The sequence below is a fragment of the Nitrobacter sp. genome (assembly GCF_047149785.1).
In the GTDB taxonomy this organism is placed as follows: domain Bacteria; phylum Pseudomonadota; class Alphaproteobacteria; order Rhizobiales; family Xanthobacteraceae; genus Nitrobacter.
In genome coordinates, this window is record NZ_BAAGBE010000001.1 from 3,566,496 (window position 1) to 3,588,853 (window position 22,358).

Consider the following 22,358-nt stretch of genomic DNA (forward strand, 5'->3'; position numbering starts at 1 on the left):
CAGGAGGAGTGTGCTGAGAAGCTCCTCGGCGCGATCTGCGGGCGGAGGTCTTTGTCATGCAGAAACGCGGTTCTCGTTCGCGCAGCGTCGCTGTTGCTGTGAGGATCGCCGAGAGATCGGCGCACCCCTTATCCATCAGTTATCCGGACCAGACTCTTGATGCGCGTATGGAGCGCGCACTGAATCACTTGACCTCGTTCCACGATAGCGATGGCGGCGTGTCCGAGGTATTGGCGCTTGGAGCCGACGCTATGCCAGCGCTCGCTCAGATTTTGACACGGCGCGAGCCGAGTGGACTCTTCCAGGCTCGGTGTCGTGCGGTCGAAGCGCTGGCGGCACTCAAGGCGTTCTCCGTTCTCGGCGATTTCCTTCGAAAGCGCCGCGACGTTGCCGACCCGGTTGAGCGGCTTGGCGACGACGCGGTCGTCGGCGCCGCAGCGCGCGCGATCGCGCGTCTTCGTGAGCCTTGGGTCTACGAGTTGCTCGCGGACCTTGCCCGCCACCGTCCACTTCAGGGAATTCTGGCAGGGCTCGGGTCGTTCCTCTGCATGGATTCGCTGCCTGTCTTCGTTGATGCGCTTCAAGAAGACCACCTTCGTTTGACTGCAGAAGCGATCCTGCGAGGCTTCGGGTCCAAAGCTCGGCCTGCCCTGATGACGGCCGCGTCGGAGCCCGGTGAAGGCCGAGAATGGGAAAGCGATTCCCATTTGCGTAAGCGTAGGAGCGCGCTCGGAATTCTTTCCGAAATCGGTCTGCGTTGTCGCGATTGGCCTCGGCTGCGTCCTCTTATTGAGGATCCCGATCATCAGATCGCGCTGCTCGCCTGCGAGATCGGAATTAAGCTCGGGAACGCCGCAGATCGCGCCCGCGTCGCTGCCCGATTGCAGGCCTTGCGGCCAGCCGCCGGCTGGATTCACCGCGAACAGATTGACGAGTTGACGAAATCCGTTGAGCGCGATCAGCGCGGGTCGCAGGCGGCAAGACAGCAGGCCCGCGTGCGTCATTCCTGCGCCAACTCCCGAACGGTGGGGAAAAGCGAATAGAGCGTTTTCGAGCGAAGTGGCTACCGGTTCGCGTGAAGAAAACGCGTCGAATCAAAAGCCCCGCTTCTGATTCCATCAGAGGCGGAAAGGCTCAGGGCATCGTCCCCGCAAGGTGGAACCGGTTTTCGGGAGGGAACGCAGCGCAGGCCCTACGGATCGAGTTCGGTATCCCAATAGAGATAGTCGAGCCAGCTATCGTGCAGATAGTTCGGCGGGAACAGCCTGCCGTTGCGGTGCAGTTGATGCACCGTCGGCGCAAACGGCGCCTGTCGCGGGAACATCCCGGCCTGTTGCGGCGTCAGGTTTCCCTTGCGCAGATTGCACGGCGAGCAGGCCGCGACGACATTTTCCCATGTGGTCTGGCCGCCTTTGCTGCGCGGGATGATGTGGTCGAAGGTAAGCTCCTCGGCCGCCATGCAATACTGGCACATGAATCTGTCGCGCAGGAACACGTTGAAGCGGGTGAAGGCAGGGTGGGTCGACGGCTTGACGAAGGACTTCAGCGACACCACGCTCGGGAGCTGAATTTCGAACGAGGGGCTGCGCACGGCGCGGTCATAGTGTTCGACGATGTTGACGCGTTCAAGGAAGACCGCCTTGATCGCATCCTGCCACGACCAAAGAGACAGCGGATAGTAACTCAGCGGCCGGAAGTCTGCGTTCAAGACCAGCACCGGCCAGCCGCCTTGCGAGACATGCGCGTTCAAGAAGCGCCTCCAGAGCATTTTACGGCAAGCGTAGCGCCGGTTTGCCGCAGAAAATGCATCCAATTATGACTTGCGCGCAACCCTGATCGCAAAATCGGCACCTTTTGCAGCGTACGGTGAGCCTCTTGTTCCGCCGCGCCGACGTGAGGGCGGCTGACGACGGCATACTACAGGTAGCGTGATGGAATTGTGAAGGTACAAATTGCGCATCGGCGGGCTACCTTGCAGGCTGGGCTGAACCTTCGTAGTCACAACCGGGCCCGACACGGCTGGATTGAGCGTGATCTTATCCGAAAACCAGTTCCCACTTCACGGGATCATGCTCTAAACCGCCTCAAGCGGAATGTCGCCGCCTGACATCGCCCGGACTCGACGGATGGTTGCAGATTTCCCTTTCATCGAAGCTCCTCAGCGGCTCCGGGCCTTCGTGCGGGCGCATGAAGCGAGCCTCATCCTGCTGGCGGCGGTGACGGGAACCATTGGCGGGCTGGTGGTTGCCGCGATGGGCGCCGCCGTCCTCAAGGTGCACGAGGTGCTGTTCGCCATTCCGGCCGGGGAGCATCTGTCCAGCCAGGAGAGGATTGATCCGCTGCGCGCCGTGCTGGTGCCGGGTATCGGGGGATTGCTGCTGGGCGGCGCCTTTCTGTTGCTGCTGCGCTGGCGGCCTGCGCGCGAGGTCGACCCGATCGAGGCCAACGCGCTGCATGGCGGACGGATGTCGTTCCGCGGCAGCATCATCGTCGCATTGCAGACGGTCTGGTCGAGCGGTGTCGGCGCATCGGTCGGCCTCGAGGCCGGCTATACCCAGCTTGCAAGCGGCCTCGGCGCCTCGATCGGACGCGCCTTCCACCTGCGCCGCGCCGATCAGCGCATCATGGTTGGCTGCGGCGCGGCCGCTGCGATCGCGGGTGCGTTCGGCGCGCCGCTTGCCGGCGCGTTTTATGCGTTCGAGTTGGTGATCGGCGGCTATACGCCTGCCAGTCTGACACCAGTCGGCGTCGCCGCCGTCATCGGCTATCTCGTCGCCCACAACTTCCTGCCGCTCTCGCTCGGCGTGAGTGTCGGGCCTTTCGGCGTGATCTTCAGCCACGATCTCGCCATCGCCGCGCTGATCGGCATTCTCGCGGCGCTGACCGGCATCGGCATCATGCGCGGCGTCGCCCTGTGCGAGGCGGCGCTGACCAGGATCGGGATCGGGCCGCCCGCGCGGCTGGCGGCCGGAGGGCTCTGCGTCGGATCGCTGGCGCTGGTGACGCCCCAGGTGATGTCGTCGGGACACGGCGCGCTGTTCTATTCCGGCATCGTGACGATGCCGCTGGAGATGACCGCGACCGTGTTCATCTTGAAATCGCTGGCGTCGATTGTCTCGCTCGGCAGCGGCTTTCGCGGCGGACTGTTTTTTGCGACGCTGTTTCTCGGTGCGCTCGGCGGCCGACTGTTCGCCGCCGGGTTCGACGTGGTGTGGCCGGGTCTCGATCTTAATCCGGACATCTATGCGGTGATCGGAATGAGCGCGCTTTCGGCGTCGGTGATCGGCGGACCGCTGACGATGTCGTTCATCGCCTTGGAATCCACCGGCAATCTCTGGCTGACCTCGGCGGTGTTGATCGCGGTCATCATCTCGACGCAGATCACTCGGGAACTGTTCGGCTATTCGTTCGCGACCTGGCGCATGCATCTGCGCGGCGAAACGATACGCAGCGCCGCAGACGTCGGATGGATCCGTGATCTCACTGTCAAGAGCATGATGCGGCCCGAGACTGTGACCGTCGTTTCGACCATGCCGATGGAGGAATTCCGCGAGAAATTTCCGCTCGGCTCGAAAACCCAGGTGATCGCGGTGGACGAGCAGGGTCGCTATGCCGGGCTGGCGCTGGTCGCCGAGGCGCATACGCCGGATGCCCGCGAGATCACCCATCTCGCGGGCATCCTGCATTACAAGGACGTGGTCCTGCATCCTGCGATGAATATCCAGCAGGCGATCGCCGCGTTCGATGCGGCCGAAGCCGAGACGCTGGCGGTGGTTGAGGCCGATGGCGGAAAGCGCCCGGTCGGGATTCTCACCGAGGCCCACGCCATGCGTCGTTATGCGGAAGAATCGGAGCATCGCCGCCGCGAAATTGTGGGCGACGTCTGAGACCGATGCTGTTGGTTGACCGAGCGTTGTATGCAGGTGCCGCGCGACATGGCGCGGTGGCGCCGCGCACCGGCCTTGCTGGCAAAGGCGTCGCATTCACGTCCATTTTCGAAATGTGACCCCGCACAAACGCGTCCTCGTCTTTGTGACATGGATCACGGATGCGGGCAGCGGCTTCCGGGAAACTTCCCCTCATGGCGCATGCGGATCAATTCCGGTCCGTGGGCCACCCAGACAAGGAAGGAACTGACATGACCCGGATTTCCGATTTCGAAGGCAATGACCTGCGCGCGCTGGACGACTCGGAGCTGGAGCTGGTTTCCGGCGGCATCTATGATGACGGCGGCTGCATCCCTCTCCCGACCACTGTCGGCCCCGTCGCGCCGCCGGCGCCGTGGACCTTCAAGGACGTGTTCGCGACGTACACGATCGGCCGCTAGCGCCATTCCGGCTTTGATGGGATCAAGCCGGGCTCTCGGTTTTTATTTTGACGCGTTTTCTTCACGCGGACCGGTAGCCATCGGGTCAAGCTTGAGGACATGCGTCGCTTGAAAACGCTATAGCGTGGCCTGGGGGCCCGGAAGCGGGCGATCGTACCTGATCGCATGCACGCTGCCGGCGCCGTCGTCAAAGGCGCGCGGTTCACGAGAAACCTGCCGGTCCGTCCGGCGGGTTTCCTGCGTTCGAAATGCTCTCGATAGGTTGCGGCCCGGGGAGCCTCAGTGGCACAGCTTGGCGAGCGCCCGGCTGAGTTCGTGAATGGCATAGGGCTTCCGGAGAATCAGGAACTCCGTTTGCCCGCCGGCGAGCGCCTCGCTGTAGCCGGTCGTCAGCAATACGGGCAGATCTGGATGCGTCGCGCGAAGGGTTTTGGCCAGGTCAAGGCCGTCCATTCCTCCGGGCATCACGATGTCGCTGAACACCAGGTCGATGCCTTCGCTCTCGATTTCCTTCAGGGCCGACTCGGCGTTGCCGGTGATGCGCACGCGGTAGCCGAGTTCCTCGAGCAATCCGGCGCTCGCACTCGCAACGTCCGGATTGTCTTCGACGAGGAGGATCGTGTTTGTGGCGTCATCGTGCTGGCTGTGCGGCTCATTCTCGATGCCCAACGTCTCGGTTCGCGGAAGATAGATGGTGACCACGGTGCCGCGGCCAAGCTCGCTGTCGATGTCGATGCGCCCGCCGGCCTGATGGGCAAAGCCATGGACCTGCGACAGTCCAAGGCCGGTTCCCTTCCCGACCGGCTTGGTCGTGAAGAACGGATCGAATACCTTCGCCAGAATGTCCTTGGGAATTCCGTGGCCCGCGTCTTCGATCGAAATCGCGACGGTGTCGCCGGCGTCCTCGGTCGCGCGCACGTTTCGTGCTCGCACGATGACATGTCCGCCATCGGTCATGGCGTCACGCGCGTTGATGACGAGGTTGAGCAGGGCGGTTTCGAATTCGGTGGTGTCGACCGTTACGGGCCAGACGTCGCCTGGCGTGTCGATGTCGAGAGCGATCGCGCTGCCGAGACCGCTTTTGAGAACGTCGGCGATCGACCGCACGCGGTCGGGGATGCAGATCGGCAGAGGGTTGACGTTCTGGCGGCGGGAGAATGTCAGAAGCTGCCGTGTCAGGGCCGCACCGCGCTGGGTCGCCGCCTCGATCGCATGAACCGCTCGCAGCGCCTTGGGATCGTTCGCAACTCTTGTTTTCAACGTCTGGACGTTTCCGCTGACGATCATCAGGAGATTATTGAAGTCATGAGCGACGCCGCCGGTCAACTGCCCGAGCGCATCCATCTTCTGGGATTCCGCGAGTTGGCGCTGCACGCGTTCCAGTTTCTGCTGGGCCTCGCGGCGTTCCGTGATGTCGCGGGTGACCTTTGCAAAACCGATGAGGTCTCCCGAGTCGTCGCGGATGACGTCGATGACGACGCTTGCCCAGAAAAACGACCCGTCCTTGCGGACTCGCCAGCCCTCCTCGTCGTAATGGCCGGCGGTGCTCGCAATCTGCAACGCCCGGGCGGGTCGCCCGGCTGCGCGGTCGGCGTCGGTGTAAAATCGTGAGAAGTGCTGGCCGATGATTTCGTCCGGGCGGTAACCCTTGATGCGTTCCGCGCCCGTGTTCCAGTTGATGATGATCCCGGTCGGATCCAGCATGAAGATTGCGTAATCGATGACGCCTTCGACAAGTAGCCGAAAGCGGCATTCGCTGTCGAACATGTCCTTGATGCTCTTGTTGTTTCTTAACGTGTTCGGCATCGTGGCCCCATAGCCTCAGCCGTGGATAACAGAACGGGACGTGATAGGTTCCGGCCGGTCAACGCCAACCTGGAGGCCGGCGCTTTTCCGATGGTCCTGCGGACCAAATCGAGCGATGCGCTCCATCAACGCCGCCAACTCATTTCGCGCCGGAGATCACTCCCTCGCGGGTCTTGATGGCCTTGTAATACGCCCACCACAGGTGCGCCGCCGCGCCGCGCAACGGTCGCCACGGCTCGGCGAGGGGCGCCATCTGCTTAGGCGTGGGCCGCGTCGTCAGTCCGAGGCCGACCTTGATCGCCTCCTGGAGCGCGACGTCGCCGGCAGGCCACGCGTCGCCATGGCCGAGACAGAACAGCAGGTAGACGTCGGCGGTCCACGGTCCGATGCCGCGGTACCGGACCAGCGCCGCATGGGCGGCGTCGGCATCCTCTTTCGCGAGCACATCGAGGTTGAGGCGGCGCGCTGCGATCTCGCGCGCGAGCAGTTTCAGCGTGGTGATCTTCGCCGCCGACAATCCCAGCCGGCCGAGCCGGTCGGCGCGCGCTTTGCGGATCGCATCGTGATGGAACGGCGCGAAGGCGGAACTGAGCCGTCCCCAGATCGCGCTCGCGCTTGCGGTCGAAAGTTGCTGGCCGCAGACGATCGTGGCGAGCCCTTCGAAGCCGGGCGCGCGGCGGCGCAGCGCGGGAAGGCCAGTGCGTTCGAGGATCGGCTTCAGCCGCGGATCCTGTCGCACCAGCGCGGTCAAGGCGTCGTCGAGATCGGCCTGGGTTTTCAGGTGGACGGTCATTGGAAGTTCGATTCGAGGTCATCAGGCGCGGACTTGACCCGCGCATCCATCTCATATCGAAAAAACAGTCTTGGGTAAGAACAGTCTTGGAAAGATAGATGGCCAGGCACAGGCGCGCGCAGCGCCGCCGTTCTACAAACGGTTATGGCCGGCCATGACGGGATATGGATATCAAGTCATGTTGCCACCCGTTTTCCGTTTTGCGCCGTCGCCGAACGGCTTTCTGCATCTTGGCCACGCCTATTCGGCGCTGCTGAATTCCGAACTGGCGCGGCGAGGCGGCGGACGTTTCCTGCTGCGGGTCGAGGACATCGACGCGACCCGCTGCCGTGCCGAATTCGAGGCTGCGATCTACGAAGACCTCGGCTGGCTCGGGGTTGCCTGGGAAACGCCGGTGCGAAGGCAGTCGGACCATCTTGCCGATTATCGCGGGGCGCTCGACCGGTTGGCCGCGCTCGGGTTGCTCTATCCGAGTTTCGAGAGCCGCGCCCAGATCGTGGCTTTGGTGAAGGCGCGGGAAACGGACGGATACTGGCCGCGCGATCCCGACGGCGCGCCGCTCTATCCAGGCACGGCAAAGTCGCTTTCCGTCGTCGAACGCGAGCGGCGGCTGCGATCCGGCGCGCCTTACGCGCTGCGGCTGGACATGGACGCCGCGTGCGGGCTCGCCGGCGATCTCACATGGACGGAGCGGGGCTCCGGCCCCGGCGGGGAGACGGGCGAGATCGTCGCGCGGCCAAAAGCCTGGGGGGACGTCATCCTCGCGCGCAAGGACACGCCGACCAGCTATCATTTGTCGGTGGTGATCGACGACGCCCTGCAGGGCGTCACCGAGGTGGTGCGCGGGCAGGACCTGTTCCGGTCGACCGCCGTGCACCGGCTGCTGCAAGCGGTCCTCGGCCTGCCGCAACCGGTCTATCGCCACCATGATCTGATCCGCGACGGCGCCGGCAAGAAGTTGTCGAAGTCGTCGGAGGCGACGGGCTTGCGGGAATTGCGTGCCCGGGGGATCACGGCCGAGGAAATCAGGAGACTGATCGGCCTGCCCTGAAATTGCCGCAACGTGGAATGCTTGGATTCAAATTGCTCCCGCGTGACTCCAGCGGCTGGGCCGTGGCATGCTGGCGCGGGGCTGGGGGAAGGACATCATGGCGCCGACATCGCGTGCGTCGCGCAAGCCGCACAAGCCTAAAAAGCGGCCGGCAAAAACGCGTGCTCCGAAGCCTGCGAAGCCGCGGAAAGGCAGGCGGGCGTCGGTGCAATCGCCGGCCGCCATCGTCGAGGCTGCGCTGGCGGCGTTCGCGCACGAGGTGCGCACGCCGCTTACCGGAATTCTCGCCGTCAGCGATCTGCTCGCCACCTCCGATCTCGGCGAGCGCGAACGACGCTGGGTCGAGACCATCAAGGCCGGCGCCGACCACCTCGCCAGTCTGGCGACGCTGTTCGTCGATGCGGCGCGAAGCCGCCAATCCGCGCCAGGCGGGCGACAGGATTTCTTCGATCTGCGCGCGCTGGCGCGCAACGCCGGCGATTCGCTTGCCGGCCGCGCAACCGCCAAGGGGCTGCGCTCGTCGGTCGAAATCTCCGATAGGCTGCCCGTGTTCGTGACCGGCGATCCGGTTCGCCTGCGCGCGGCGTTGGAGAACCTGATCGACAATGCCGTCAAGTTCACGGAGCAGGGCGACGTGGCGCTGAAGGCCACGGCGTCGCGGCGGTCGAAGGGAAGGGTCGGGGTGACGTTTGCGGTGTCCGATAGCGGTATCGGCCTGTCGCTTGCCGAGATCAAACGATTGTTCCGCCCCTTCTCGCAGGCCAACGTCTCGATTGCGTCGCGCTTCGGCGGCGCCGGCCTCGGGCTGTCCTCGGTGAAGCAACTGGCGCGCGCGATGGGCGGCGACGTCATAGTGGCGCAACGGCGCGGCGGCGGCACCACGTTCACCCTCACCGTGCTGCTGGCGCTGGCCGAGGGGCCGACAGTGACCCGGCCGGGCGACGATCCCGACACATCTCCGGTTTCTTCGCACGGACTGCGGGTTCTCAGCGTCGAGGACAATCCGTTCGGCCGCGTCGTGCTCAACGCAATTCTCACGGAACTCGGCCATCAGGCCGAGTTCGTCGGGCGAGGCGAGGACGCCGTCCGCCGCATCGCGCAAGGGGACTTCGATGCGGTGCTGATGGACATGGTGCTGCCCGGCATCAGCGGGATCGAATCGATCAGGCGGATCCGGGCTCTTGATGCGCCGCCGGGACGGGTCGCCATCATCGGCGTTTCCGGCAGAAACGACGACGAGGCGGCATCGCGCGCGGCCGGCGGGGATGCGTTCCTGGTCAAACCGATCTCTCCGCGCGCTTTGGCGACTGCGCTGCTTGAAGCGAAACGCCGCGCGGCAGCCGCGACTTGATTATGGCCGCGTTCAATTCGCCGCCGAACACGAAGATCGCGGCGATGAAGTAGAGAAACACCAGCGCGATGACGACCGAGGCCAGGCCCGCATACATCGTGACGTAGTTGTTGGCGAAGCGCGCAAGATAGAGACCGAAGCCGATGCCCGAGATCAACGACGCCAGCATGGTAAAGACGATCCCCGGGATGATTTGAAGGAAGGATCGGCGGCCCGCCGGCAGCCACGCGTGCAGGATTACGAGCGCGACGAACATCGCAAGACCGGTGATGCCGTAGCGGGCGATGTTGAGCAGGCTTTCATTCGACTCGACGATCAACGGGACGTAGCGCTTCGCGGCGGCGATGATCAGCGGACCGAGTACGATCAGGAACGCCATCGCCAGCGCCGTCACCGCGGCAACCAGCGTGTAGCCGATCGATTCCAGCCGCAGCCAGTACCAGCGGCGGTGCTCGACCACCGCGTAGGCGCGGTTGAGCGCCACCCTCAGGCTTTCGACGCCGTTCGACGCGAAATAGACCGCGAGCAGGGCGCCGACGGTCAGCGCATCGCCGCGCGTCGTCGTCAGCACATCATGGATTTCGCCGGACAATGCATTGGCGACCTGAACCGGCCAGATCTGGAGCATCAGTTCGGCCGCCTGGTCGGCAAGCTGCTTGGAGCCGAAAAAGCCCGCCAGTGATGTCAGGACGATCAGAAACGGGAAGAGCGCCATCAGCGTGGATAGCGCGATGTGGCTTGCGATCGCCCAGCCGTCGTCGGCAAGAAACGTGTAGAAGGCGTCCGTCCCGACCAGATAGACGTAGCGGATTTGTTTCACGTTTCACCCTGGTCAAGGTCGAAGGGCGCTTCGTCGAAGCCATTTTACTCTCTGATATCAATACATAAAAGGCCAGATCGTTGCGCAGGGCTGAATCTCGTTGCAGACGATGGCGCAGCCGTGGCTGCGGTGCTATGTATGAAGAATGACAGTATTTCTGAGCATGATCTTGGTTCCGGTCGCGGTGGCTTCGGTTGTCACCGTGCTGCTGATGGGTCTCATCAACATGATGCGCGGCGGCAGTCCCAACCGCTCGCAGAAACTGATGCGAATGCGGGTTTTCCTGCAATTCGTTGCGATCGTCATCACCATGGTGACGATCTGGGTGATGGGACAGTGACGGGATCGATGGTCCGGCACCGGGGGGCCAATGGTCGTTCTCAATCGAATCTACACGCGTACCGGCGACGACGGCACGACCGCCCTCGGCACCGGTGAGCGCCGCCCGAAATACGACCTCCGTGTCGGCGCCTATGGAACCGTCGACGAGACCAACGCCGCGGTGGGCGTGGCCCGTCTGCATCTTTCCGGCGCGCCCGATCTCGACGGGATGCTTGGCCGCATCCAGAACGATCTGTTCGATCTGGGCGCCGACCTTGCGGTGCCCCAGCGCGAGGGCAAAGCCGAACGCTTGCGCGTGTTGTCCAGCCAGGTGGAGCGCCTGGAGAATGATATCGACAGCCTCAATGCCGGGCTTTCTGAGCTGACATCGTTCGTGCTGCCGGGAGGGACGCCCGCCGCGGCGTATCTTCATCTGGCGCGAACCGTCTGTCGCCGCGCCGAGCGCATGATGGTGGAACTCGCATCGCGGTCCGGCGAACCGGTCAACGAGGCCGCGATCCAATACATGAACCGGTTGTCGGACTTCCTGTTCGTGGCCAGCCGGTTTATGAATGACAGGGGCGCGGGCGATGTGCTCTGGGTGCCGGGTCAGAACAGATGATCGGCAGCCGGCAGGTCATTGGGATGACCGGAACCATCACGACGTTAACGGGATCAAAGCCGCAATGGGATCAAAGCCGGGGATCCGGTTTTTGTTTTGATGCGTTTTCTTGACGCGAACAGGTGCCTAGCCTCGCGGATCAGGCCCGAGGCGAAGCTTAGCTCGAAAACGCTATAAGGACTGCGATTTTTGGCCTTCGCGCGTTGACCGCCGGAAACGGGACCTTTAGGTTCCGCGCCGAAGCTCACACTCCCGGTTGATCCAGCCAAAGCTCGGTTCGAGAGAGGGTCGATGAAGATTCTGGTGCCGGTCAAGCGGGTTGTCGATTTCAACGTGCAAATTCGCGTCAAGGGCGACGGGTCCGGCGTCGATCTCGCCAAGCTCAAGATGTCGATGAATCCCTTCGACGAAATCGCGGTCGAGGAAGCATTGCGTCTTAAGGAGGTCGGCAAGGCGACAGAGGTCGTGCTGGCGTCGATCGGGCCGGCCGAAGCCGCGGAAACCATCCGTACCGGCCTCTCCATGGGCGCTGACCGCGGTATCCTGGTCAAGGCCGACGCACCGGTTGAACCGCTGGCGGTCGCCAAGCTCCTCAAGTGCATCGTCGAAGAGGAGGGACCGGGTCTGATCATTCTCGGTAAGCAGGCCATCGACGATGATTCGAACCAGACCGGCCAGATGCTGGCGGGACTGCTCGGATGGGCCCAGGCGACCTTCGCGTCGAAGCTTGAGGTCGACGGAGCCTACTTCAAGGTGACGCGCGAAGTTGACGGTGGTTTGCAGACCATCCGGCTGAAAGCGCCGGCGATCGTGACGACGGACCTGCGGCTCAACGAGCCGCGCTATGCCACGCTTCCGAACATCATGAAGGCGAAGAAGAAACCGATCGTGGAACGGGCCGCCGACCGGTACGGCATTGATATCGCGCCGCGCCTCGAAGTCCTCAGAACGGCCGAGCCACCGGGCCGCAAGGCGGGCGTCAAGGTCAAGGATGTCGCCGAACTGGTGTCCAGGCTCAGGAACGAGGCCGGGGTAATCCGATGACCACGCTGCTGATTGCCGAACACGACCACGCGGCGCTGAAGGATGTCACCGGCAAGGCGCTGACCGCGGCCGCCCAGCTTGGCGCGCCGGTCGATGTGCTCGTCGCGGGTGAAAAGGCCGGGGGCGCCGCCGAGGAAGCCGCGAAATTGAAAGGCGTCGCGAAAGTGCTGCTCGCGGACGATCCGGCCTACGCCCACGATCTCGCCGAGCCCTTCGCGGCGCTGATCCGTTCCCTGGCGCCGGGCTACGATGCGTTCGTTGCGCCGGCGACGTCACGCTTCAAGAATGTGATGCCGCGTGTCGCGGCGCTGCTCGATGTGATGCAGATATCGGAAATCATCAAGGTGGTCGCGCCTGACACGTTCGAGCGGCCGATCTACGCCGGCAACGCGATTCAGACGGTCAAGTCCAGGGATGCCAAAAAGGTCATCACGGTGCGGACCTCCACTTTCGCCGCGACCGGCGATGGCGGCGATGCTCCGGTGGAGGCCATCGCCGCGGTCGCCGATCCGGGTCTGTCGAGTTTCGTCGGCGAGCGGGTCGCCAGGAACAATCGTCCGGAACTCGCGTCGGCCAGGATCATCGTCTCCGGAGGCCGCGGCATGCGAAGCAGCGCGAACTTCGCCAAGTACATCGAACCGCTGGCGGACAAGCTCGGCGCCGGTGTCGGGGCCTCGCGCGCCGCCGTGGATGCGGGCTATGCGCCGAACGACTGGCAGGTCGGGCAGACCGGCAAGGTCGTGGCGCCGGACCTCTACATCGCCATCGGTATCTCCGGAGCGATCCAGCACCTCGCTGGAATGAAGGATTCCAAGGTGATCGTCGCGATCAACAAGGATGCGGACGCTCCGATTTTTCAGGTTGCGGATTACGGCCTGGTGGCGGACTTGTATGAGGCGGTCCCCGAACTCACCCAAGAACTGGGTAAGCTTGGCCGCTGATGACGATCCGAAGAATGTTCGCCTGGAGCGACGGACTTCGGCGAGCGGTTGTGCAAGAATGGAACGGACTGCGTCTGCGCGGTTCGGGACCCGGTGAGATGGCAAGATGGCGGCAATGATCAGAAAAGTCGGCGTGATCGGTTCGGGGCAGATGGGCAACGGCATCGCGCATGTGGCGGCCCTCGCCGGATTCGACGTGATCCTCAACGATCTTTCCCCCGATCAGTTGAAGTCGGCCATGGCCACCATCAACAGCAACCTGTCGCGCCAGGTGTCGAAGAAGATCATCACCGACGATATGCGTGAGAAGGCGCTTGCCAGGATCGGGCAAACCGAAACCCTCGACGGGCTTGCCGACTGCGATCTGGTGATCGAGACCGCCGTCGAGAAGGAGGAGGTCAAGCGCAAGATCTTTCAATCTCTGTGCGCGGTGCTGAAGCCCGAAGCCATCATTGCCTCGAACACGTCGTCGATCTCGATTACGCGGCTTGCCGCGTCCACCGACCGTCCGGAGAAGTTCATCGGCATTCACTTCATGAATCCTGTGCCGCTGATGGAGCTGGTCGAGCTGATCCGCGGCATCGCAACCGGTGATGCGACCTTCGATGCGGCCAAGGAGTTCGTTACCAGCCTCGGCAAGCAGATTGCCGTGTCCGAGGATTTCCCGGCCTTCATCGTCAACCGCATTCTGCTGCCGATGATCAACGAGGCGATCTACACGCTGTACGAAGGCGTGGGCAACGTCGAGGCGATCGACGTCGCCATGAAACTCGGCGCCCACCATCCGATGGGGCCGCTCGAACTCGCCGATTTCATCGGCCTCGACACCTGCCTGTCGATCATGCAGGTGCTGCACGAGGGGCTCGCTGATTCCAAATACCGGCCCTGTCCGCTGCTGGTGAAATACGTCGAGGCCGGATGGCTCGGCCGCAAGAGCCAGCGCGGCTTCTACGACTATCGGGGCGAAAAGCCGGTTCCGACGCGTTGATCGCAAGCATCGTTTCCGCAGCGCGTGCAGCGGTGCGGATCGCTTATTGCGCCAACGATGCCTGAATCAGGTGGATCGCGTCAGGGCTGTCCCATTCGGCGGGGCCGGCCATATTGCCGATTTCGCAGCCGCGGCCGTCGATCAGAACCGAGGTCGGCATGCCTATCGCTAGGCCTATTTCTTTAAGCTTTTGAAATACCTGTGCTTTGTCATCGTGAAAATTGCCGAGGCGGGTCAGGTTGGCCTCTTTCAGGAAGGCCTTCGGCTTGTCGGCATCTCGGGTGTCGATGTTGACGGCCACCACCGCGAATTTGTCGCTGCCGAGCTTGCCCTCAAGTTTATCCAGCGCGGGCATCTCCTTGCGGCAGGGGACGCACCAGGTCGCCCACAGGTTCAGGAGAACGGTCTTTCCCTTCCAGTCCGAAAGCTTCCTGGCCTGACCGTCGCCGTCCATGAAAGCCAGGTCCGGCATCTGGCGCGGCTTCGACGCCATGGTCAGGGCGGCCACTTCGCCGATGGCGTGGGGGGCGAGTTTTCTGGAGAGCTCCACAGCGGGGCCACAGGGCACGCTGGCGCGGGCCGCCAACCTTGCGGACCTGAGATGCCCCGCGCCCAGAAGCGTGGCCGTGACCGCGACGACGATAATGACCGCGACCAGCGGGCCTGTGGGAAGTCCGCTCTGGCCGGGGCGGGGCGGGGGGGTAGTTTCAGTCATATCGTTTGTCATCCTGTACAAGATGCGGGTATGCAGGCTTCGGCTTTAGACGGCCTGGAACGAACCAAAGATGGCCTGGAACGAACCAGATGGATCGATCAGGCAGGTATGAAATGAGCGGCGCGGCATGAATAACAAGATGTGGGGCGGCAGGTTCGGCGAAGGTCCCGACGCGATCATGGAAGAGATCAACGTCTCTATCGACGTCGATCGCCATCTCTACGCCCAGGACATCGCCGCGTCCAAGATCCATGCTGCCATGCTTGCCGCTCAAGGCATCATTACGGCCGATGATGCAAAAAACATAGGCAAGGGTCTAGACACGATTTTGTCAGAGATTCGCAAGGGCTCCTTCGATTTCAAGCGGGCGCTTGAAGACATTCACATGAATGTCGAGGGCCGGCTCGCAGAACTGATCGGCGCCGCCGCCGGGCGGTTGCACACGGCGCGTTCGCGCAACGATCAGGTTGCGACCGATTTCCGCCTCTATGTCCGCGACGTCATCGACGAGACCGACGCCGCGCTCGCGGCCTTTCAGCACGTTCTGGCGACGCGCGCGCTGGAGCATGCCGGGACGGTGATGCCGGGCTTCACGCATTTGCAGACCGCGCAGCCGGTGACCTTAGGCCATCATCTGATGGCCTATGTCGAGATGGCGGCGCGTGACCGCGGCCGCTTCGCCGATGCGCGCAAGCGCCTGAACGAGAGCCCGCTGGGGGCGGCGGCGCTGGCGGGCACATCCTTTCCGATCGATCGCGGCGCCACCGCGAAAGGACTCGGTTTCGATCGCCCGATGGCGAATTCGCTCGACGCGGTGTCCGACCGCGACTTCGTGCTGGAGACGCTCTCGGCCGCCGCGATCGCGTCGACCCACCTGTCGCGTTTCGCCGAGGAGATCGTGATCTGGACCTCGCCGCTGGTCGGCCTCGTGCGACTGTCGGACAAGTTCACCACCGGCTCCTCGATCATGCCGCAGAAGCGCAATCCGGACGCCGCCGAACTGGTGCGCGCCAAGACCGGCCGTGTCGTCGGGGCGCTCACGGCGTTGCTGATCGTGATGAAGGGCTTGCCGCTGGCCTATCAAAAGGACATGCAGGAGGACAAGCAGGGCGCGATGGAAGCTTTCGGCGCGCTCTCGCTGGCGATCCGCGCCATGACCGGCATGGTCGCCGACCTAGTGCCGGACGAGGCGCGGATGAAGACCGCGGCCGGGGAGGGCTATGCCACCGCAACGGATCTCGCGGACTGGCTGGTGCGGACGCTGAAGATGCCGTTCCGCGATGCGCATCATGTCACCGGGCGCATCGTTGCCGCCGCATCGAAGCAGGGCGTCGCGCTGCAAGAGTTGCCGCTGTCCGCGATGCAGGCGGTCGAGCCGCGCATCACGCGCGATGCGCTTGCGATGCTGTCCGTCGAGGCGTCCGTGAAAAGCCGCACGAGCTATGGCGGGACCGCGCCGAAGAATGTCCGCGCGCAAGCCAATGCCTGGCTCAAGCGCTTGGAAAAAGAGCAAAAGCCGGGCTGACCCGAAACATTGTCTCGAATTTTCCGGACTTCCGGGTCTCGCCAGAACAGGGCATTCTTTGTATGGTGCCGCCGATTGGGGATATCGCCGTGAACAGCACTTCAAGCCCGGTGCCCACGAGATGGGCGCTGATTTTCCTGACGACAGCGATGCTGGCGCTGGCCGGTTGCGGGCGCAAGGGCGGCCTTGACCTGCCTCCGACCGCCTCGGAGCAGTCACGTGCCGCGGCGGCGGCGGATGACCATGACCGCGAAGCGGCGACCAAGGGCAACCTGTTCGATCCTTCCTACGGCATGAACAGTGATCCGGCGGCGGCCAGGGGCACCAGGAAATCCTTTATTCTCGATCCGCTGCTCGATAGCCACTGAGGCGGCCAGTCGTCCGGTTCTAACATTTGCATCCCGTCGCAGAGAAGTCTTTGCAAACGTTAGAATCGAAGGACCACTGGAAACAGTGTCCTTTCGAATCCGAAGTTCGCTACGGAGGGTGCTGCATAATGAGGCGAACTTCGGATCCGGGACGCTAGTTCCATGCGCCACTTCGATTATCGCGACGGCGTGCTTCACGCCGAGGGCGTCGATCTTTCGACGCTGTCGGAGGCTGTCGGCACACCGTTCTATTGTTATTCGAGCGCGACTTTGGAGAGGCATTACCGCGTCTTTGCCGATGCGTTCGCAGGCGTCGATCATCTGATCTGTTACGCCATGAAAGCCAACTCCAATCAGTCGGTGCTGCGGACGCTGGCGAAGCTCGGCGCCGGGGCGGACGTGGTGTCGGGCGGCGAACTCAAGCGCGCGCTGGCGGCGGGAATTCCGCCGAGCAAGATCCTGTTCTCGGGTGTCGGCAAGACCGAAGCCGAATTGCGCGCAGCGCTCGATGCGGACGTTCTCTGCATCAACGTGGAATCCGAGCCAGAACTCGACCTGCTGTCCAGGCTTGCGTCTGAAACCGGGCGCATGGCGCGCATTTCGCTGCGGATCAATCCCGATGTCGATTCCGGGACGCATGCCAAGATTTCGACCGGCAGGTCCGAGAACAAGTTCGGCATCCCGATCGCACAAGCGCGCGCTGTCTATGCCCGCGCGGCAACGCTGCTGGGAATCTCGGTCACTGGCGTCGACATGCACATCGGCAGCCAGATCACCGATCTCGGCCCGATGGAAGTCGCGTTCCGGCTGCTCGCGGATTTCGTCACGGCGTTGCGCGCCGACGGCCATACCATCAGCCACGTCGATTTCGGCGGCGGTCTCGGCATTCCGTATTACGAGGATCGCGCTGCACCGCCGGAGCCGCTTGCTTATGCTGAAATGGTCAAGCGCGTGACCCATAATCTCGGCTGCACGCTGATGTTCGAACCGGGTCGCATGATCGTCGGGAATGCCGGCATTCTGGTGACGCGTGTGATCTACGTGAAGCACGGCGCCACTCGGAATTTCGTCATTATCGACGCCGCCATGAATGATCTGATACGCCCGACGCTGTACGAGGCCTATCACCAGATCATGCCTGTGCGCGCGGCGCCCAAGGATGCCCCGGTGATGGTCGCCGACGTGGTCGGTCCGGTCTGCGAGACCGGAGACTATCTGGCGCTCGGGCGCAATCTGCCGGAGCCGCAAGCCGGCGACCTTCTCGCGATCATGACCGCGGGCGCTTACGGCGCAGTGCAATCGGGGACCTACAATACGCGCGCGCTGATCCCCGAAGTGTTGGTCAAGGACGACCGGTATGCCGTCGTCCGCCCGCGCATCGAAATCGAGCAGCTTATTGCGATGGATATCTCCGCCCCCTGGCTGTGATCCTTGCCGCTCCGTGGCGTCGTCAAGAACGCTGGTGCGCTGCACTATGCATCGCGCTTTGCGCTTTCGTCGGTGCGCGATAATCCAACGAGCCGGTTTCGCGCAACACGGAGGTGCTCGCGGGTAGCTGTCCAAGACAGCATTCGCAGTGCAAAATGCAGCGTCAGGCGTCAGGCTGAGCCGTTGCGCGACAAACTTCTATTTGATATGTGTTTGCCCGCCGCTCCCCTTAGGCACGCAAAACGGGCTGGAGTGGGGCTGTTCAGGATCGATGAGCCGGGGGCTGCCGCTGCTATCGATCCTTTCGGTTCGTCCGGGGGTATTCCCGGGTTTCTTTGGCTCCTCTACCGCTGGGAGTACTACAGTAATGAGCTCTGGGAGTGATACAGTGCATTCAAACCGGACCAACGCAATTCTCGGCGCGCTGCTGGGAACATTGTTGTTTGTGCAAACGGTACGCATCATCGACGAGTCGTTCAGCGCGCCGGAGAAACCGCACGCTGAAGCGGCCCATAAAACCGCCACCACGGCAGCTGCCGCCGCGCCGACGGCTGCTGAAACGGCATCCTTCGACAAAGCGCTTGCCAGCGCTTCCGCAGAGCGCGGCGCCGGGCTCGTCAAGCAATGCCAGATTTGCCACAACACCGAGGAAGGCAAGGGCCCCAAGATCGGTCCTGACCTCTACGGCGTTGTGGGCCGGCCGGTCGCTTCGCAGCCGGGCTTCAAATACTCCGCGGCCTTGAAGGCCAAGGGCGGCAAATGGACCTTCGCCGAACTCAACAAATGGATAGAAGATCCGCGTGCTTACGTTAAGGGCACATCCATGAGCTTCGCCGGCTTGAAGAGCGAGAACAAGCGCGCCGACGTGGTTGCCTATCTTGCCACGCTCTCGAAGAATCCTGTGCCGCTGCCGAAGTAGTCTTCGAACGGCAAGGAGGGCCTCCGAGCGGAGGTCCATGACTTCAACAGCAAGATGGCTTGCTGAGTTTTGAGTATGAGAACGTTTAGACCCACGGCACTCGCGAGCACCTGGCTCGCGTTTGCCGCTGCGGGGGTCGTATACGAGTTGAGTCTGTTTCAACGACGTTGAATCGACTTCTGACTCATTCTTTTGAATGAGCATGATCTATCCCAAAACCGGTTCCTACTTTTCGGGCTCAGATCTAGAGCCATTTCGGCTTTGATGGAATCAAAGCGGGCTCTGGCTTTTTGTTTTGACGCGTCTTCTTGACGCGAACCTGTATCCACTTGAAAACGCTATAGTTCACCCTTTGCCTTGGCGCTGCCTCTCTTCGCATGAGGACAGCCCTTCAGGCGGAAACCGCGGCGTGCCTTCTGGCGTCTCGTCGGTTGCTGCATCGCAACGGGAGCTGGCGTTGTTTCTAAATAAGCCTGGCGGTTGCCGCCGACTTGGCTGTTGCCGACCCGCCGATGCGTCAGCCGTTCGTGGAACTCAAAAACCGGGGTGATCTTCCGATCATCACCACATGTTGAGCACCGTGCGGGCCTCGTCCGACATGCGGCTGGGGTCCCATGCCGGCTCCCAGACGATGGCGACCTTGGCATCGCGCACGCCGGACACGCTCGTGACCGCGTTCCTGACCTGTCCGGGCAGTTCCGCCGCGGACGGACAGTTTGGCGAGGTCAGCGTCATCTCGATATTGACCATGCGATCGTCATCAATGACGATTTTATAGATCAACCCGAGCTCGTAGAGGTCGGCCGGAATTTCCGGATCATAGACCGTCTTGAGCGCGCCGATGACGTCCTCTCCCATGCGCGCCATTTCATCGGGCGGCACGCTCGATGGCCGATCTGTCGCATCGGCGGTGTCGGTCTCAACCGGGTAAGCGGTTTCGGGTCGATCTCGGTTCGCCTCGTCGGTCATACTGATACTCCTGCGCTTTGGCGAACGATCCTCACCAGGCTGGCCTGAGTGGTCACACAAGTTCCGAATTCGGATGTGTATTCCGTTTCGAACGTCATCAAGGGCGTTCGCCAATGCAGCCTTTGGCTTTAGGCAGCGTGCCTACTGTACATAGCGCAGTTGCAAGCCTTCTCCAAGCGCAACAAGAGCGCCTCGATGTCGGCCTCGCGGGCGGCCACAGGGCGCGGCGCCAAATGACGCGCAAGCGGGCCGGCCGCTATCCGTCCGATGCTGTTACCTCTTCGACCCTTTCATTTTAAGGTGGCGTCCGCGTTGCGGATTGACAAGGACAACCTCGCGACCACGGCGGCGTTAGCGGATCAAGACCTTGCCAGTTGGAGCAATTCTATCAAATCGGACAATCCTAGCGGCGTTGCGGCTTCCGAAAGACGGTGGCAAAAGGGGGCATTCGCCTCGATTGCCGGCGGTTGCGCAGACCGTTTCAGGGTGGTGAGTAACCCCGGTATCTGCTCGGAATGGAGTTGACGCGAACGTTCTTGCCGTGGTAGATTCTAGTTATACCAATTTAGCATGGTTGGATCGTTGGACTAAAATACGCAGCCGCCTAATCGACCACTAAACATCGGCGGAACGAGTTCGCATCGCGGGTATTGTTATTGATGTGGGGAGTGCGTAGTCCCAACCAGAGGAGCCCTTCATGTGCGACTACAGTCTGCATCACGTAGCTTCGCGGCCTGCCAAGGTCGCCGATAAACTGGTTACGATGGAGCTTGCGAAATCAAACGTGCGCGGCTTCGCCGCCGTTGGTGAGCTGGGCCCCAAGCTTGTGATCCATGACAGCCCGCCCGAGCTGGCGGTCTGCTTGCTGCCTGGAACGGAACTCGCCTTTGACGAGAACGTTCAGTATGAATGCCCCCGCAGCTTCCTCGGCATAAAGTTTTCCGGAAAGGCTCGTGTCGATCACAAGGTTGCGAGCTTCCGGAAGGTTGATGTGGATAATCCCCACGTTCAGCACGACGCTCTGGAGTTCCCGAACGGGCAGGTTCTGAAGATTACGCAACTCGTCAGCGGTCAAACCGCCACCGTGCTGCAGCTACCTGCCAACGCGCCGCAGGATGAGCACGATCATGCGCATGCCGGACATCGGCGCGCGCGGGATTCTCGCCTCGCCCTGAATCGGAGTTCGCGCAAGCAGGGAATGTTTGTGCCGAACCAGGGTGCGGTTATGTTGTGGGATACATTCCGCGGCACCGCCATCGATCTATCCATGGCGCTGGCGGAATCATTCCAGAGGTTTACTGCTCCCAAGCAGCCCTCGCTTCTCGAGGCTGAAATGGCCGCCGGTATTGGAGATGTCGAAGTCAGCTTCCAAAATGGTGTGCCTACGGTAAAAGCTCCTGCGGCTCAGAAGCCGGAGGTGGTTAAAGCCAAGTCTGCCTCGGCCGCGTAGCTATAGGCCAAGAGCGAATTATTTTTATACGACCGCGGTAAAACGCACTTGCCTTGGAAACAAGGTAGCGTTTCCGCGGTCGATTCATGTTTGATTCATTGAAACGTTTATCGTTGAAACGACCCTGTTCAAGGTCTTTTGCTTTCGAGATGGAATCGGCTGTAGAGGCTCTATAGTTTCGAGGCTCTATAGTTTTGATTTGATGTGTTTTATGTGGATCGGCCTGCATCGACTTCGCTTGAAACGCCACGGCGTATCGACCGCGATATCCGGCTAAGCAAAGTCATCAGCAGGCAATGAGTTTACCCGGTGCAGCATGAAGCTAGGCAATTATTGAGTTCATAAAAGCCGGGCCCCGAACACCGAGAGTTTCGGTTCATCGACCTTGAATCAAACTCTCCACTTATCTTTTTGAACAAGCATGATGTTGTTCAAAAAGCGGTCGCCACTTTTCGGGTCACGCTCTAAAGCCGGGCTCTGGAGCATTACGATCCAGGCCGCCGCAACTTTCGATTTGCTGCAGGGATGTTGAGAAGTCTCGACGGTGTCATTCCGGTTGCCGCACCGACAGCGCAAACCTGGAATCTGGTTCACGAATCGTCGGTGAATGTCTGGATTCCGGATCGCCGCTGGTACGGCGTTAGAAATATGACTGGAAAGGTTTTTCAACAATCTGCCAGAGGCTTTTCCGTTTCTGACGGAAAAAATGCGCGGGACGCCTACCCGGTCAACCTTGTCCCTTAAGCGTATGTCGGACCGTCCCTCGTTGACCTACCCGAAACCATCGAGGACGAGCACATGAACTATCACTTCTTCGCTGCGCCGCAGCGAGCGAGGCTTGTCAGTATGTCATGAATCGGCGTCGTGGATAGATCTCGCGCCGATTAAGAAGCCGACGGGGCTCTGCCGGTCTTGCGCGG

Annotated in this window: 21 protein-coding genes; 15 read left to right on the plus strand and 6 right to left on the minus strand. The window is 62.2% G+C overall.

Annotation, left to right across the window (positions count from 1 at the left end):
- Positions 1 to 56: 56 nt before the first annotated feature.
- On the plus strand, positions 57 to 1,043 hold the full coding sequence (locus tag ACMDCM_RS16685) for a hypothetical protein (RefSeq protein WP_412774592.1): 987 nt from the start codon (positions 57 to 59) through the stop codon (positions 1,041 to 1,043).
- Positions 1,044 to 1,192: 149 nt separating this feature from the next.
- Here ACMDCM_RS16685 and ACMDCM_RS16690 read toward each other — a convergent pair whose 3' ends face one another.
- Positions 1,193 to 1,750, minus strand: a complete 558-nt coding sequence (locus tag ACMDCM_RS16690; RefSeq protein WP_412774593.1) for an HNH endonuclease — start codon at positions 1,748 to 1,750, stop codon at positions 1,193 to 1,195.
- Positions 1,751 to 2,126: 376 nt separating this feature from the next.
- Between ACMDCM_RS16690 and ACMDCM_RS16695 the strand changes: the two genes are divergently transcribed.
- Together ACMDCM_RS16695 and ACMDCM_RS16700 are read left to right on the plus strand one after the other, a co-directional pair.
- Positions 2,127 to 3,887 (plus strand): chloride channel protein, encoded by a 1,761-nt coding sequence (locus tag ACMDCM_RS16695; RefSeq protein ID WP_412774594.1) that lies wholly within the window; start codon positions 2,127 to 2,129, stop codon positions 3,885 to 3,887.
- Positions 3,888 to 4,138: 251 nt separating this feature from the next.
- Entirely contained in the window at positions 4,139 to 4,327 is a 189-nt protein-coding gene (locus ACMDCM_RS16700; RefSeq protein ID WP_412774595.1) for a hypothetical protein, read from the plus strand.
- A gap of 279 nt (positions 4,328 to 4,606) precedes the next feature.
- Here the strand turns inward: ACMDCM_RS16700 and ACMDCM_RS16705 are convergent, their stop codons facing one another.
- Both ACMDCM_RS16705 and ACMDCM_RS16710 read right to left on the minus strand, forming a co-directional pair.
- Positions 4,607 to 6,133 (minus strand): ATP-binding protein, encoded by a 1,527-nt coding sequence (locus tag ACMDCM_RS16705; RefSeq protein ID WP_412774596.1) that lies wholly within the window; start codon positions 6,131 to 6,133, stop codon positions 4,607 to 4,609.
- A gap of 139 nt (positions 6,134 to 6,272) precedes the next feature.
- Positions 6,273 to 6,926, minus strand: a complete 654-nt coding sequence (locus ACMDCM_RS16710; RefSeq protein WP_412774597.1) for a DNA-3-methyladenine glycosylase family protein — start codon at positions 6,924 to 6,926, stop codon at positions 6,273 to 6,275.
- Positions 6,927 to 7,104: 178 nt separating this feature from the next.
- Here ACMDCM_RS16710 and gluQRS point away from each other — a divergent pair, with 178 nt between their 5' ends.
- Both gluQRS and ACMDCM_RS16720 read left to right on the plus strand, forming a co-directional pair.
- The gene (gene gluQRS / locus ACMDCM_RS16715; RefSeq protein ID WP_412774598.1) at positions 7,105 to 7,977 is read left to right on the plus strand and encodes a tRNA glutamyl-Q(34) synthetase GluQRS; all 873 of its coding nucleotides are present in this window, start codon (positions 7,105 to 7,107) and stop codon (positions 7,975 to 7,977) included.
- Between the two features lie 97 nt (positions 7,978 to 8,074).
- A complete protein-coding gene (locus tag ACMDCM_RS16720; protein WP_412774599.1) occupies positions 8,075 to 9,328 on the plus strand; it encodes an ATP-binding protein in 1,254 nt (417 codons plus the stop codon).
- On the opposite strand, the gene ACMDCM_RS16725 is transcribed toward ACMDCM_RS16720, so the two are convergent.
- On the minus strand, positions 9,255 to 10,148 hold the full coding sequence (locus ACMDCM_RS16725; RefSeq protein WP_412774600.1) for a YihY/virulence factor BrkB family protein: 894 nt from the start codon (positions 10,146 to 10,148) through the stop codon (positions 9,255 to 9,257). The two genes, ACMDCM_RS16720 and ACMDCM_RS16725, sit on opposite strands and share 74 nt — an antisense overlap.
- Before the next feature lie 145 nt (positions 10,149 to 10,293).
- On the opposite strand from ACMDCM_RS16725, the gene ACMDCM_RS16730 reads away from it, so the two are divergent.
- From ACMDCM_RS16730 to ACMDCM_RS16750, 5 genes are all read left to right on the plus strand, one after another.
- The gene (locus ACMDCM_RS16730; protein ID WP_412774601.1) at positions 10,294 to 10,488 is read left to right on the plus strand and encodes a twin transmembrane helix small protein; all 195 of its coding nucleotides are present in this window, start codon (positions 10,294 to 10,296) and stop codon (positions 10,486 to 10,488) included.
- Between the two features lie 30 nt (positions 10,489 to 10,518).
- On the plus strand, positions 10,519 to 11,091 hold the full coding sequence (locus ACMDCM_RS16735; protein WP_412774602.1) for a cob(I)yrinic acid a,c-diamide adenosyltransferase: 573 nt from the start codon (positions 10,519 to 10,521) through the stop codon (positions 11,089 to 11,091).
- Between the two features lie 291 nt (positions 11,092 to 11,382).
- Positions 11,383 to 12,135 (plus strand): electron transfer flavoprotein subunit beta/FixA family protein, encoded by a 753-nt coding sequence (locus tag ACMDCM_RS16740; protein WP_412774603.1) that lies wholly within the window; start codon positions 11,383 to 11,385, stop codon positions 12,133 to 12,135.
- Positions 12,132 to 13,076 (plus strand): electron transfer flavoprotein subunit alpha/FixB family protein, encoded by a 945-nt coding sequence (locus ACMDCM_RS16745; protein WP_412774604.1) that lies wholly within the window; start codon positions 12,132 to 12,134, stop codon positions 13,074 to 13,076. Before ACMDCM_RS16740 ends, ACMDCM_RS16745 begins: the two co-directional genes overlap by 4 nt.
- Before the next feature lie 106 nt (positions 13,077 to 13,182).
- Positions 13,183 to 14,064, plus strand: a complete 882-nt coding sequence (locus ACMDCM_RS16750) for a 3-hydroxybutyryl-CoA dehydrogenase (RefSeq protein ID WP_412774605.1) — start codon at positions 13,183 to 13,185, stop codon at positions 14,062 to 14,064.
- 43 nt (positions 14,065 to 14,107) lie between these two features.
- On the opposite strand, the gene tlpA is transcribed toward ACMDCM_RS16750, so the two are convergent.
- Positions 14,108 to 14,791 (minus strand): thiol:disulfide interchange protein TlpA, encoded by a 684-nt coding sequence (gene tlpA / locus ACMDCM_RS16755; protein WP_412774606.1) that lies wholly within the window; start codon positions 14,789 to 14,791, stop codon positions 14,108 to 14,110.
- Positions 14,792 to 14,906: 115 nt separating this feature from the next.
- Between tlpA and argH the strand changes: the two genes are divergently transcribed.
- The 4 genes from argH (at position 14,907) to ACMDCM_RS16775 (ending at position 19,019) form a co-directional block, all read left to right on the plus strand.
- Positions 14,907 to 16,304 (plus strand): argininosuccinate lyase, encoded by a 1,398-nt coding sequence (argH, locus tag ACMDCM_RS16760; RefSeq protein WP_412774607.1) that lies wholly within the window; start codon positions 14,907 to 14,909, stop codon positions 16,302 to 16,304.
- A 62-nt stretch (positions 16,305 to 16,366) separates the two neighbouring features.
- Positions 16,367 to 16,672 (plus strand): LPS translocon maturation chaperone LptM, encoded by a 306-nt coding sequence (gene lptM / locus ACMDCM_RS16765; RefSeq protein ID WP_412774608.1) that lies wholly within the window; start codon positions 16,367 to 16,369, stop codon positions 16,670 to 16,672.
- Positions 16,673 to 16,834: 162 nt separating this feature from the next.
- On the plus strand, positions 16,835 to 18,100 hold the full coding sequence (gene lysA / locus ACMDCM_RS16770) for a diaminopimelate decarboxylase (RefSeq protein ID WP_412774609.1): 1,266 nt from the start codon (positions 16,835 to 16,837) through the stop codon (positions 18,098 to 18,100).
- A 271-nt stretch (positions 18,101 to 18,371) separates the two neighbouring features.
- Complete coding sequence (locus ACMDCM_RS16775) at positions 18,372 to 19,019, plus strand: c-type cytochrome (RefSeq protein ID WP_412774610.1); 648 nt, start codon at positions 18,372 to 18,374, stop codon at positions 19,017 to 19,019.
- 561 nt (positions 19,020 to 19,580) lie between these two features.
- Here the strand turns inward: ACMDCM_RS16775 and ACMDCM_RS16780 are convergent.
- A complete protein-coding gene (locus ACMDCM_RS16780) occupies positions 19,581 to 19,988 on the minus strand; it encodes a DUF59 domain-containing protein (protein WP_412774611.1) in 408 nt (135 codons plus the stop codon).
- Between the two features lie 697 nt (positions 19,989 to 20,685).
- Here ACMDCM_RS16780 and ACMDCM_RS16785 point away from each other — a divergent pair.
- A complete protein-coding gene (locus ACMDCM_RS16785) occupies positions 20,686 to 21,438 on the plus strand; it encodes a hypothetical protein (protein ID WP_412774612.1) in 753 nt (250 codons plus the stop codon).
- Positions 21,439 to 22,358 lie beyond the last annotated feature (920 nt).

Bases quoted from the DNA above. Each gene is read 5' to 3' on its own strand.
- ACMDCM_RS16685 (WP_412774592.1), top strand. From the start codon at position 57: ATGCAGAAACGCGGTTCTCGTTCGCGCAGCGTCGCTGTTGCTGTGAGG.
- ACMDCM_RS16695 (WP_412774594.1), top strand. From the start codon at position 2,127: ATGGTTGCAGATTTCCCTTTCATCGAAGCTCCTCAGCGGCTCCGGGCC.
- ACMDCM_RS16700 (WP_412774595.1), top strand. From the start codon at position 4,139: ATGACCCGGATTTCCGATTTCGAAGGCAATGACCTGCGCGCGCTGGAC.
- ACMDCM_RS16705 (WP_412774596.1), bottom strand. From the start codon at position 6,133: ATGCCGAACACGTTAAGAAACAACAAGAGCATCAAGGACATGTTCGAC.
- ACMDCM_RS16710 (WP_412774597.1), bottom strand. From the start codon at position 6,926: ATGACCGTCCACCTGAAAACCCAGGCCGATCTCGACGACGCCTTGACC.
- gluQRS (WP_412774598.1), top strand. From the start codon at position 7,105: ATGTTGCCACCCGTTTTCCGTTTTGCGCCGTCGCCGAACGGCTTTCTG.
- ACMDCM_RS16720 (WP_412774599.1), top strand. From the start codon at position 8,075: ATGGCGCCGACATCGCGTGCGTCGCGCAAGCCGCACAAGCCTAAAAAG.
- ACMDCM_RS16730 (WP_412774601.1), top strand. From the start codon at position 10,294: ATGACAGTATTTCTGAGCATGATCTTGGTTCCGGTCGCGGTGGCTTCG.
- ACMDCM_RS16735 (WP_412774602.1), top strand. From the start codon at position 10,519: ATGGTCGTTCTCAATCGAATCTACACGCGTACCGGCGACGACGGCACG.
- ACMDCM_RS16740 (WP_412774603.1), top strand. From the start codon at position 11,383: ATGAAGATTCTGGTGCCGGTCAAGCGGGTTGTCGATTTCAACGTGCAA.
- ACMDCM_RS16745 (WP_412774604.1), top strand. From the start codon at position 12,132: ATGACCACGCTGCTGATTGCCGAACACGACCACGCGGCGCTGAAGGAT.
- ACMDCM_RS16750 (WP_412774605.1), top strand. From the start codon at position 13,183: ATGGCGGCAATGATCAGAAAAGTCGGCGTGATCGGTTCGGGGCAGATG.
- tlpA (WP_412774606.1), bottom strand. From the start codon at position 14,791: ATGACAAACGATATGACTGAAACTACCCCCCCGCCCCGCCCCGGCCAG.
- argH (WP_412774607.1), top strand. From the start codon at position 14,907: ATGAATAACAAGATGTGGGGCGGCAGGTTCGGCGAAGGTCCCGACGCG.
- lptM (WP_412774608.1), top strand. From the start codon at position 16,367: ATGGTGCCGCCGATTGGGGATATCGCCGTGAACAGCACTTCAAGCCCG.
- lysA (WP_412774609.1), top strand. From the start codon at position 16,835: ATGCGCCACTTCGATTATCGCGACGGCGTGCTTCACGCCGAGGGCGTC.
- ACMDCM_RS16775 (WP_412774610.1), top strand. From the start codon at position 18,372: ATGAGCCGGGGGCTGCCGCTGCTATCGATCCTTTCGGTTCGTCCGGGG.
- ACMDCM_RS16780 (WP_412774611.1), bottom strand. From the start codon at position 19,988: ATGACCGACGAGGCGAACCGAGATCGACCCGAAACCGCTTACCCGGTT.
- ACMDCM_RS16785 (WP_412774612.1), top strand. From the start codon at position 20,686: ATGTGCGACTACAGTCTGCATCACGTAGCTTCGCGGCCTGCCAAGGTC.